This window comes from Bradyrhizobium sp. Ghvi, from assembly GCF_900115265.1.
GTDB lineage: Bacteria > Pseudomonadota > Alphaproteobacteria > Rhizobiales > Xanthobacteraceae > Bradyrhizobium.
In genome coordinates, this window is record NZ_FOVU01000007.1 from 212022 (window position 1) to 223709 (window position 11688).

The window sequence follows — 11688 nt, forward strand, 5'->3', positions numbered from 1 at the left end:
TCGATAGCGCGACGCAGCTGCCAACGTGCTGTCAGGAGGATGGGCCCGGCGCCAGATTTAGCGCGTGCGCAATCACCTTGCGCATGAGGTTGGGCAGCGCCTCGTCGGCCAGGGTTGAGATCGGCACCCAGCGCATGCCGGCGGGCGGACGCGTGCGGGCTGCGGCCTTCGCGGTGTAGACCACGAGCTCCAGCGGAAAATGCGTGAAGACGTGAGTGACAACGCCGACCTTGCGCTGCCAGCGCGACAACCCCTTCAGGTCGGGCGCCTGCTGTTTTGCAGTCGCGTCCTCCTGGCCAGGAAGCCAGTCCGAGCCCGGCACCTCGGTCATGCCGCCGAGCAATCCTTTTTCGGGCCTTGAGCGCACCAGCAGCTCGTCGCCGCGGGTGATGACGAAGGCGGCGCCGCGCCGCAACGATCCGCTCTTCTTAGGCGCCTTGCGCGGAAACGTCTCCTGCGTGCCGAGCGCGCGGGCCGTGCAATCCTCGTTCAACGGACACCGTGAGCAGGCCGGCTTCTTCGGCGTGCAGATCGAGGCGCCCAGATCCATCAACGCCTGTGCGCTGTCGCCAGCGCGAGAATTCGCCAGCAGCGTCGCTGCCATCTGCTGGATCAGCGGTTTTGCCTGCGGCAGCTCCTCCTCGACCGCAAACAGGCGCGACACTACGCGCTCGATATTGCCGTCGACGGGCATGGTGTGGCGATCGAACGCGATCGCCGCGATCGCGGCCGCCGTGTAGGGCCCGATCCCCGGCAACGCCCGCAGGCCCTCCTCGGTATCGGGGAAGACGCCGCCATGCTGGCGCGTCACCGCAACGGCGCAGGCATGGAGATTGCGTGCGCGCGAATAGTAGCCGAGCCCGGCCCACATCCGCAGCACGTCGTCCTGCGAGGCGTTCCCCAACGCCGTGACCTCGGGCCAGCGCGCCACGAATTTTTCGAAATAGGGCCCGACCGCCTTCACCGTGGTCTGCTGGAGCATGATCTCCGACAGCCAGACGCGGTAAGGGTCCGATATCTCTCCGGGCGCAGCCCGCCAGGGCAGCCGACGGCGATGGCGATCATACCAGGCGAGCAGCGCGATCGGGCGCGACACGGTCTCCGACCGACTGGGTTCCAATTTCGCCTTCAGGGCAGATCTGGGGCTCATGGTCTTACTGTAGCGGCAACGTGCCGGCCTCTCCATGTCATGCCCGCGCTCGTCGCGGGCATCCACGTCTTTCTTCGCTGCGGGAAGTCTGTGGCCCAGCCGCCGAAGTGCTATAAGGCCCCATGGCCAAATTCCCTCCCAAACCCGGCCCCATCAGCGCCAAGCCGCTCGGCATCCTGCTCAACGACGTCTTTGCCGAGGCCTATGCCAAGCAGGGGTTCGCGGCGCGCGAGCTGGTGACGCGGTGGGCGCAGATTGCCGGGCCTGAGATCGCCGCCCACGCCGAGCCGCTGAAGATGCAGTGGCCGCGACCGGTCGAGGGCCAGCCGCAGGAGCCGGCAACCCTGGTGCTGCGGGTCGAGGGGCCGATGGCGCTGGAAATCCAGCACTCGGCCGATGTGATCCTGGAACGGGTCAACCGGTTCTTCGGCTGGAGCGCGGTCGGCAAGCTCGCCTTCCGCCAGGCTCCCCTTTCGCGCCCCCGGGTCCGAAAGCGGCCCGGCCCCCCGGACCCCAAGGCCGTCGCCAAGGTCGCGGAGGATCTGGGCGCGATCGAAGATGAAGAGCTGAAGTCGGCACTGGCGCGGCTTGGAGCCGCCATCAAGCGAAATTGAGCCTTATTCCGCTGCCAATCTGGACCTGCCCTTGCCGCTCGCCATTGCCTCAAACCACGTTTCAAGCTAGCGACAGGCCGCTCGGAGGGAACTTCGGGCAAAGACCCAGCCAATCCGGGAGCCGACCTTGATCATCACCCGCCGCGCCTTCACCACGATGCTGTCGCTGACCGGGCTTGCCGCGCTCGCCGGGCTCTCGCCGCTGCGGTTCATCTCGGAGGCGATAGCACAGTCCGCCGCCGATGTGGCCAAGCCGGTGTCGCTCCCCGACATGGCGCTCGGCCCCAAGGATGCTGCCGTCACCATCACCGAATATGCCTCGATGACCTGCCCGCATTGCGCGGCCTTCAACGAGCAGGTCTTCCCCAAGATCAAGTCGGAATACATCGACACCGGCAAGGTGCGGTACATCTTCCGCGAGTTCCCGCTCGACATCAAAGCCGCAGCCGGCTCGATGCTGTCGCGCTGCATCGCCAAGGACGACGCGGCAAAGTACTTCGCCGTCACCGACATGCTGTTCCGCCAGCAGAACGACTGGGTGGTGAAGAACACCACGGAGACGTTGACGCGAATCGGCAAGCAGGCCGGCCTCACCCAACAGCAGGTCGAAGCCTGCCTCAAGGACCAGGCGCTGCTCGACAAGATCGCCGCCGACCAGAAATATGCCAGCGATGTGCTGAAGGTGGATTCCACGCCGACCTTCTTCATCAACGGCGAGAAGATCAAGGGCGAGGCCTCGTTCGAGGAGTTCGCCAAGAAGATCAATCCGCTGCTGAAGAGCTGATTCGCTCGTCAAGATCCTGATTCGCATCTCAAAAAGCCGTAGCTTTCCGGCATAAATCCCTTGGGAAAAGCGGCTTTCGCCGGTTGCCCTCGCGACGCACCGCGGCCATTGTCCGCCGCATGAGGCGCCCCGCGCGACTCGCCCAGACAGCGACATTGCCTTCCATGGTATTGTCCCGGCAGGGGGATTCGCGCCTGCCAACAGAGATGCGTGCTTATGAAAATCACCCGCCTGCGCCTTCACGGCTTCAAGTCCTTCGTTGAGCCCACGGACTTCGTCATCGAGCCCGGCTTGACCGGCGTGGTCGGGCCCAACGGTTGCGGCAAGTCGAACCTCGTCGAGGCGCTGCGCTGGGCGATGGGCGAAACTTCTTACAAGTCGCTGCGCGCCGCCGACATGGACGCGGTGATCTTCGCCGGCTCCGGCAACCGTCCGGCGCGCAACCATGCCGAAGTGACGATGACGATCGACAATGCCGATCGCACCGCGCCTGCGGCGATGAACGACAGCCAGCTGCTCGAAATCTCCCGCCGCATCGAGCGCGAAGCCGGGTCGGTCTATCGCATCAACGGCCGCGACGTACGCGCGCGTGACGTGCAGATCCTGTTCGCGGACGCCGCGACCGGTGCGCGTTCGCCGGCCCTCGTCCACCAGGGCAAGATCGGCGAGATCATCCAGGCCAAGCCCGAACAGCGCCGCCGCGTGCTGGAAGACGCGGCCGGCGTCGCCGGCCTGCACGCCCGCCGCCACGAGGCGGAGCTGCGGCTGAAGGCGGCCGAAACCAATCTCACCCGCGTCGAGGACGTGATCGGCCAGCTTGCGGGGCAGATGGAAGGCCTGAAGAAACAGGCCCGCCAGGCCGTGCGCTATCGCGAGGTCGCCGCCAAGGTCCGCAAGGCCGAGGCCACGTTGTTCCATCTGCGCTGGATCGGCGCCCATGCCGACGTCAACGAATCCGGCCAGACCCACGATCTCGCCGTGCGCGAGATGGCCGAGCGCACCCAGCACCAGGCCGAAGCCGCCCGTATCCAGGCAATCCGCGCCGCCGAGATGCCGGCGCTGCGCGATGCCGAAGCACGCGCCGCAGCCGGGCTCCAGCGGCTCACCAACGCCCGCGAATTGCTCGACCGCGAGGAAGAGCGCGCCAAGGAACGCGTCGCCGAGCTCGAACGTCGCCTCGCGCAGTTCGAAGGCGACATTTCCCGTGCTCAGCAACAAACCATGGACGCCGACGTCGCGCTGCAGCGACTCGACACCGAAGACGCCGAGCTGAAGGAAGAGATCAAGTCGCGCGTCGAGAAGCGCTCCGGCGTCGACGAGCGTGTCGCCGAAGCCGAGGCGGTGCTGACCGAGACCGAGCAGCAGTTCGCCGAGCTCACCACCGCGCTCGCCGACCTCACCGCCAAGCGCAACCAGCTCGAGGCCAACGTCCGCACCCACCGCGACAAGCTCGCCCGCCTCGACCAGGAGATCGCGAATGTCGCGGCGGAAGAGCAGAAGCTCGCAGCCGAGACCGGCGGCTTCGGCGATCTTGATGAGCTGACCGCCGCGGTCGAGACCGCCGAGCAGACGCTGGCGGCGTCGGAAGCCGCAGCTCAAGCGAGCGAAGCCGCGCATGTCGCGGCGCGCCAGACGCTGGAATCCTCGCGCTCGCCGCTGGTCGAAGCCGACAAGCGCGTGCAGCGGCTCGACACCGAGGCGCGTACGATCTCCAAGATCGTCAATGGTGAGACCAAGAACCTGTGGCCGCCGATCATCGACGGCATCACCGTCGACAAGGGTTTCGAGAAGGCCATCGGCGCCGCACTCGGCGACGATCTCGATGCGCCGATCGACCCGTCGGCGCCGATGCGCTGGACCAATGTCGGACACGCCGAAGGCGATCCGGAGCTGCCCGAAGGCGTCACCCCGCTCGCCAACCACGTTCAGGCGCCGGCCGAGCTGACGCGCCGCCTGGCGCAGATCGGCGTGGTGCCGCGCGAGCGTGGCGCCGAGCTGGTCTCGCAGCTGAAGACCGGTCAGCGGCTGGTCTCGCCCGAAGGCGACGTCTGGCGCTGGGACGGCTTCGTCGCCGCCGCTCACGCCCCGACCGGCGCCGCCCGGCGCCTCGCCGAGCGCGCCCGCCTCGTCGATATCGAGAACGAGCTGGAGCAGGCCCGCATCGACGCGCAAATCAAGCGCCAGGCGCTGGAGAATGCCGAGTCCGAGCTGCAGATGGCGGCCAGCACGGAAGGCGCCAGCCGCGAAGCCTGGCGTGCCGCGCAGCGCGAGCTGAATGTTGCGCGTGAGCGCCACGCCGCCGCCGAGCGCGAGATCAGCCGCCACGCCGCGCGCAAGGCGACACTGTCCGAAGCGCACAGCCGCCTCGCCGCCGACCGCGCCGAGGCCGAAGCCGCGTACGAATATGCCGAGGCCGGCATCAGCGAGCTGCCGTTGAGCGAGGACACCGAGACTCGTCTCGCCGCGGTCCGCAGCGACATCGAAAACCATCGCCGCGTCGCCGCCCAGGTTCGCGCCGAGGCGCAGGCGCTGGCACGCGAGGCCGAGCTCGCCGATCGCCGCGTGCAGGCGATCCTCGCCGAGCGCACCGAGTGGCAGAACCGCAAGGAGAGCGCGGCCTCCCACATCGACACCATCCAGGCCCGTATCGCCGAGCTCACGATCGAGCGCAGCGAGCTCGAGAACGCGCCCGCCGTGTTCGCCGAGAAGCGCAGCGCGCTGATCACCGAGATCGAGTACGCGGAGAACGACCGCCGCATGGCCGCGGACGCGCTCGCCACCGCGGAAAGCGCGATGGCCGAGACCGACCGCGTCGCCAAGCTGACGCTGGAAGCGCTGTCCAGCGCTCGCGAGGCCACCGCCCGCGCCGAGGAGCGCATGGAAGGCGCGCGGCGCCGGCTCGAGGACATCGAGCGCGAGATCCGCGACATGCTCGAAGTCGAGCCGCAGGCGGTCGCCGGCCTTGCCGAGATCGAGCCCGGCACCGAGCTGCCGCCCTTGCACGACATCGAGGAAGACCTCGAAAAGATGCGCCGCGACCGCGAGCGCCTCGGCGCCGTCAATTTGCGCGCCGAGGAGGAGCTGCGCGAGGTCGAGACCCAGCATACCGGTCTCGTCACCGAGCGGGACGATCTGGTCGAGGCCATCAAGCGGCTGCGCCAGGGCATCCAGAGCCTCAACAAGGAAGCGCGCGAGCGCCTGCTGACCTCGTTCGAGGTCGTCAACAACCACTTCAAGCGCCTGTTCGTCGAGCTGTTCGGCGGCGGCGAGGCCGCGCTGCACCTGATCGAGAGCGACGACCCGCTGGAAGCCGGTCTCGAGATCATCGCCAAGCCCCCGGGCAAGAAGCCGCAGACCCTGTCGCTGCTCTCGGGCGGCGAGCAGGCGCTGACCGCGATGGCGCTGATTTTCGCGGTGTTCCTGACCAATCCCTCGCCGATCTGCGTGCTGGACGAAGTCGACGCGCCGCTCGACGACCACAACGTGGAACGGTACTGCAACCTCTTGCACGAGATGACCGGCTCGACCGACACGCGCTTCATCATCATCACGCACAATCCGATCACGATGGCGCGGATGAACCGCCTGTTCGGCGTCACCATGGCCGAGCGCGGCGTCTCGCAACTCGTGTCGGTGAGCCTGGCCGAGGCGGTGGACATCCTCGACCAGAACGTGGCGTGAGTCCGCAGTCGCGCCACACCCATTGCGTCATCATCCGCGAAGGCGGATGATCCAGTACGCCGCGGCTTCCCGGTTGACGGCACTGTCTCGGAGTACTGGATGCCCCGCCTTCGCGGGGCATGACTGCGGATGATGATAGCCCCCACTCTCCCCGCCGAACTCAAGGCCGCCCTCGACGCCAAGCTCCAGGGCTTTTCGCGCACCGACGCAGCGCAGCGCTCGCAGAAAATCTCGACCACCTATCGCGGCGGCGGCGGCTCTGGCACGATCAAGTCGGACGCCGATGCGCTCGCCTATGCGCTGGCGCGGATGCCGGCGACATATGCGGCCGTTGCCGCAAGCCTCAGCGCATTCAACGAGATCGCACCGGACTTCGCCCCGGAAACGCTGCTCGACGTCGGGGCAGGCCCGGGCACCGCAAGCTGGGCCGCGGCAGAGGCCTTCTCGTCGCTGCAGGACTTCACCCTGCTCGACGCCAATGCGACGCTGAGCCGGCTCGCGCTCGAACTGGCACGCGACAGCTCGCGCCTTTCCGATTGCCGGTACCTACCGGGCGATGCCGCTACCAACCTCGCCGAAGTCGCGCAAGCCGACCTCGTCGTCGCCAGCTACATCATCGGCGAGCTCGGTGGGGGCGACCAGCGCAAGCTCGCGGAGACAATGTGGGCGAAAGCGCGCCATGCACTCGTCGTAATCGAGCCCGGCACGCCCGCCGGCTATGCCCGCATCCTCGCCCTGCGCCAGCAACTGATCGCAGCCGGCGCGTACGTCGCCGCCCCCTGCCCGCACGAAAAGCCCTGCCCGCTGGTTGCGCCCGACTGGTGCCATTTCAATCAACGCCTGCCGCGCTCGCAAGCCCACCGCCAGATCAAGGGCGCCGAGGTGCCGTTCGAGGACGAGCGGTTCATCTATGTCGCCCTGGTCCGCACGCCGCCCGCAGCCCGCGCCGCGCGCGTGCTGGCACCGCCTGAAATCGGCAAAGCCGAAATCAAGGCCAAGCTTTGCACCATGGAGGGCGTCGAACGCGCGAAAGTCGCGCGCCGCGACAAGGCTGCGTATGCAGGCGCCCGGCGCTGGCGCTGGGGCGATGCCGTTCTGTCCGAAAGTTAACCCCGTTGCCCGCGCTTTCCCCTTGAACTCGGATGGCGCCCGATCCGACCAAGTCTTACCTTCTCTCCACGGGGCTCTCCCCGGCCTCGTTTTGGTTTACGCTGTCCGCCCCAATTCTCTTCAGGAGTTCTCCATGTCGACCGGCTGGATCGTTCTCGGCATCATCGTCGTCCTCGTGCTGTTCGCCTTCAGCGCCTACAACCGGCTGGTGGCGCTGGGCCAGCGCGTCGGCCAGGCCTTCGCCGACGTCGACGTCCAGCTCAAGCAGCGTCATGACCTGATCCCGAACCTGGTCGAGACGGTGAAGGGCTATGCCTCGCACGAGCGCGGCACGCTCGACGACGTCATCAAGGCGCGCAATTCGGCGATGTCGGCACAGGGGCCGGCGCAGGTGTCCGCCGCCGAGACCCAACTCTCCGGCGCACTGGGGCGGCTGATCGCGCTGTCGGAGGCTTATCCGGACCTCAAGGCCAACGCCAATTTCCAGCAGCTCGCATCCGAGCTCGCCGACCTCGAGAACAAGATCGCGGCGAGCCGCCGCTTCTTCAACAACGCGGTCCAGGAATACAACACCGGCATTCAGCAGATGCCCGCCGCGCTGTTCGCCGGCATGTTCGGCTTCACCAGGAAGGACTTCTTCGATCTCGGCACCAGCCGCACCGAGGTCGAAGCTGCGCCCCAGGTGAAATTCTGATCTGAACCTTTAGGCCGGCAGGGCAACGCGTCATGGCCGCGTATGGTCTCTACACGCACATCGCCTCGAACAAGTTTCGTTCGATGCTGCTGCTCGCCGGCCTGTTCGCGCTGGTCTATGTGCTGGTGTTCGCCGGCGGGCTGGTCGCCGAGGTCGTCATCAACGGCAACGGCACCGTCGCCTATTATCTGAATCGGGCCTTTTACGACCTCCTCAAAGCCGCCCCCTTCGCGACGATCGCGGCGGCGGCCTGGATCGTCATCGCCTATTTCTTCCACCAGTCGATGATCGACGCTGTCACCGGCGGCCACGACGTCACCAGGCAGGAGGCGCCGCGGCTCTACAATCTCCTGGAAAATCTCTGCATCTCGCGCGGCATCACCATGCCGAAGCTGAAGATCATGGAGAGCCCGGCGCTGAACGCGTTCGCGACCGGCCTCAATCCCAGGCAATATTCCATCACCGTCACCACCGGACTGCTCGACGCGCTGAACGACCAGGAGATCGAGGCGGTGCTGGGCCACGAGCTGACCCACATCAAGAACGGCGACGTGCAGCTGATGGTGGTCGCCGTCATCATCGCCGGCGTGGTCGGCTTCTTCGGCGAATTGTTCTTCCGCCTCTTCACGAATTTGAGCTGGAATTCCGGCGGCTCGTGGTCGTCGGGCTCGTCCTCATCGTCGCGGTCGTCCTCGTCGTCGAGCGACAGCAAGAACTCCGGCGGCGGCGCGGTGATCGTGATCGTCATCGCGGTCGTGCTGATCGTGGTGGCCTGGCTGATGTCGCAGGTGGTCAAGCTGGCGCTGTCCCGGTCGCGTGAATATCTCGCCGATGCCGGCTCGGTCGAGTTGACGAAAAACCCGGATGCGATGATCTCGGCGCTGCGCAAGATCGAAGGCCGCGGCGAATTGCCGGACGCGACCTCCGCGGTGATGGAGCTTTGTGTCGACAATCCGCGCGAGGGGTTCGCGGATCTGTTTGCAACCCATCCCTCCGTACAGTCCCGCGTCGATGCGCTGGTCAAGTTCGCCGGCGGCCATGATCCCGGCCCGCTGCCGCCCGCCGACGAGACGGAACGCCCCGACGCAGACGAGCCTGGAGATCAGCAGAACGCACCGCCGGCACTGCCGCAGGGTCCGTGGAACGATCCCGGCGGCCGGGCCACGCCACCGCCCGCCCACGCGCCGGGCACTTCCGGAACCGCGGTCGGCGATTCTGTTGGCAACCCCATGGGTCCCTGGGGTCGCCACTAAGCATGCATCGGCCGCGCGCTTTGTGCCAGTTTCACGACGATCCGGAAAAACATCGGGAATTGCAGCTACGGGCTGCCGAGGAATTTTGAATTCTCCCTTGTTTCTGCCATGTTCGCGCCCAACAGCAGACTCGGGACACCGATTTGGGGCCTGGCCGATTGCGACCCTCGCGATCGGGGGCGCGTTAGGGGACAGCAATGGCAAAGCCGGCAGTGGTTGTGGTGGGCGCGGACAAGGGCGGGGTCGGCAAGACCACGGTGTCGCGTACCTTGCTTGATTATTTTTCCGCCAACAACGTGCCGACGCGCGCGTTCGACACGGAGTCGCCGCGGGGAACGCTGAAGCGCTTCCACCCCGAGATCACCGAAATCGTCGACATGACGACCACGGCCGACCAGATGAAGATCTTCGACACGCTGAACGCGGTCAGCCCGTCGGTGACCGTGATCGACGTTCGCGCCGGCCTGCTCTCGCCCGCCCTGGCCTCGCTGCGCGACATCGGCTTCCTCGATGCGGCCAAAGCCGGGCAGATCACCTTCGCCGTGTTCCACATCCTGGGCCCCTCGATCGCCTCGCTCGAGGAGATCGCGGAGACGGCCGGCTTCATGACCGGTGCAAAATATTTCCTGGTGAAGAACTTCATCAACGACACCCAGTTCTTCCAGTGGGACCAGGCGACCTACAATTCCTACTTCCACCGCATCAAGGACGCCACCGAGCTGACCATCCCGAAGCTCAACGAAATGGCCTATGAGCAGGTCGAGGTCTCCTCGGTCCCGTTCCTGAAATTCGTCGCCAACAAGGGCATCAACGACGAAGCCGCGAACTATTCGTTCGTGCTGCGCGGTTATGTCCGGCACTGGCTCGCCAATGTCTGGAGCGAATTCGACCGCATCCGCCTGACCGACATCGTCGGCTCGAAACCGGTGACCCGCAACAGCGAAAAATAGTTGCGCAGGCCGGGCTGATACGGCTGGATTGGGCGGTGACTTGGCCTGATATAGCAGCCGATGCCCGCGACACCCCTCTACATCATTTGCTCGCCCCGCCCGCAGGTCGGCAAGACCCTGCTGGCGCGGCTGCTCACCGAATTCCTGCTGCTCAAGAACGGCAACGTCGCTGCGTTCGACGTCAATCTGAAGGAGCCGTCGCTGCTCGATTACCTGCCGAAGGTCACCGAAACGGCTGATGTGGTCGACACCTACGGCAAGATGCAGCTGATGGACCGCGTCATCATCGATGACGGGCTCGCCAAGGTCATAGACCTCGGCTTCCACGCCTTCGACGAGTTCTTCAAGATGACCGACGAGATCGGTCTGCTCAAGGAAGCGGCGCGCCGGCATGTCGCGCCACAGATCCTGTTCGTCGCCGATACCGACCGCGTCTCGGCCCGCGCTCACGAGATGCTGCGCCAGCAGATCCCGCGGATGAACCTGATCACTGTCGACAATGAGTTCGTCATCCGCGGCGAGCTGCCACCCGCGATGGAGGGCGGCCGCCTGCTCCGCCTGCCGGCGCTGCCCGGGTTCCTCAAGACCTATATCGACCGCCTGAGCTTCTCCTTCACCGGCTACCTGCGTCAGGAGAAGGATTCCTCGACCGAGCTGCACCAGTGGATCCGGCGCAATTACCTCGCCTTCCGCGAGCTCGAGCTCAGCCTGATCCTGCAACGGTCTTGAGAGACGTCATTCCGGGGCGCGCGTCAGTGCGAACCCGGAATCCATTGCGCGGCATCGCTGCGGCCGGGATGGATTCCGGACTCGCGACTTCGTCGCGCCCCGGAATGACGAGAGAGCCAGAATGGCTTCGCCCCATATTTATCCGGGCAATATTTAGGCGATCTGGAGACCGTCGCGACTTCAATGCCCCTCGAACGTCATCAGCGTGCGCACCGGCACGTCCATGGCGCGCAGCTTGGCCGCGCCGCCGAGCTCGGGCAGGTCGATGATGAAGCAGGCGGCGACGACATTGGCGCCGATCTGGCGCAGCAGTTTCACCGCGCCCTCCGCGGTGCCGCCGGTGGCGATGAGATCGTCGACCAGGATGACGCGCTCGCCGGGCTGGATCGCGTCGATATGCATCTCCATTTCGTCGATGCCGTATTCGAGCGAGTAGGCGATCCGCACGGTGGTGTGCGGCAGCTTGCCTTTCTTGCGGATCGGCACAAAGCCGGCCGAGAGCTGATGCGCCACAGCGCCGCCGATGATGAAGCCGCGCGCCTCCATGCCGGCCACCTTGTCGATCTTGTTGCCGGCCCAGGGATTGACGAGTTCGTCGACCGCGCGGCGGAAGGCGCGCGCATCGGCGAGCAAGGTCGTGATGTCGCGGAACATGATCCCCGGCTTGGGATAGTCGGGAATGGTGCGAACGCTCGCCTTGATGTCGTGGTCAAAGGTCATTCG

The 11688-nt window shown here is 66.2% G+C and carries 10 protein-coding genes; 8 read left to right on the plus strand and 2 right to left on the minus strand.

Annotated features, from left to right (window positions below; genetic code table 11):
• Positions 1-31: 31 nt before the first annotated feature.
• On the minus strand, positions 32-1150 hold the full coding sequence (gene mutY / locus BM374_RS25825) for an A/G-specific adenine glycosylase (protein WP_177248534.1): 1119 nt from the start codon (positions 1148-1150) through the stop codon (positions 32-34).
• A 122-nt stretch (positions 1151-1272) separates the two neighbouring features.
• Here mutY and BM374_RS25830 point away from each other — a divergent pair, with 122 nt between their 5' ends.
• The 8 genes from BM374_RS25830 to BM374_RS25865 all read left to right on the plus strand — a co-directional run bounded on the left by BM374_RS25830 (position 1273) and on the right by BM374_RS25865 (position 10965).
• A complete protein-coding gene (locus BM374_RS25830) occupies positions 1273-1764 on the plus strand; it encodes a DUF721 domain-containing protein (protein ID WP_092298575.1) in 492 nt (163 codons plus the stop codon).
• Positions 1765-1891: 127 nt separating this feature from the next.
• Positions 1892-2548: a DsbA family protein gene (locus BM374_RS25835; RefSeq protein ID WP_092298578.1), complete on the plus strand. Its 657-nt coding sequence runs from the start codon at positions 1892-1894 to the stop codon at positions 2546-2548.
• A 216-nt stretch (positions 2549-2764) separates the two neighbouring features.
• Entirely contained in the window at positions 2765-6229 is a 3465-nt protein-coding gene (gene smc, locus BM374_RS25840) for a chromosome segregation protein SMC (protein WP_092298581.1), read from the plus strand.
• Between the two features lie 129 nt (positions 6230-6358).
• Positions 6359-7339 (plus strand): small ribosomal subunit Rsm22 family protein, encoded by a 981-nt coding sequence (locus BM374_RS25845; RefSeq protein WP_092298584.1) that lies wholly within the window; start codon positions 6359-6361, stop codon positions 7337-7339.
• A gap of 133 nt (positions 7340-7472) precedes the next feature.
• Entirely contained in the window at positions 7473-8033 is a 561-nt protein-coding gene (locus BM374_RS25850) for a LemA family protein (protein WP_092298586.1), read from the plus strand.
• Positions 8034-8065: 32 nt separating this feature from the next.
• Positions 8066-9286, plus strand: coding sequence for a M48 family metallopeptidase (locus BM374_RS25855; RefSeq protein WP_092298589.1), 1221 nt, complete (start codon positions 8066-8068; stop codon positions 9284-9286).
• A 197-nt stretch (positions 9287-9483) separates the two neighbouring features.
• Positions 9484-10236, plus strand: a complete 753-nt coding sequence (locus BM374_RS25860; RefSeq protein ID WP_092298592.1) for a P-loop NTPase family protein — start codon at positions 9484-9486, stop codon at positions 10234-10236.
• Between the two features lie 60 nt (positions 10237-10296).
• Positions 10297-10965, plus strand: coding sequence for a hypothetical protein (locus tag BM374_RS25865; RefSeq protein WP_092298595.1), 669 nt, complete (start codon positions 10297-10299; stop codon positions 10963-10965).
• 180 nt (positions 10966-11145) lie between these two features.
• Here the strand turns inward: BM374_RS25865 and BM374_RS25870 are convergent, their stop codons facing one another.
• Entirely contained in the window at positions 11146-11685 is a 540-nt protein-coding gene (locus tag BM374_RS25870; protein WP_092298597.1) for an adenine phosphoribosyltransferase, read from the minus strand.
• Positions 11686-11688: the final 3 nt, after the last annotated feature.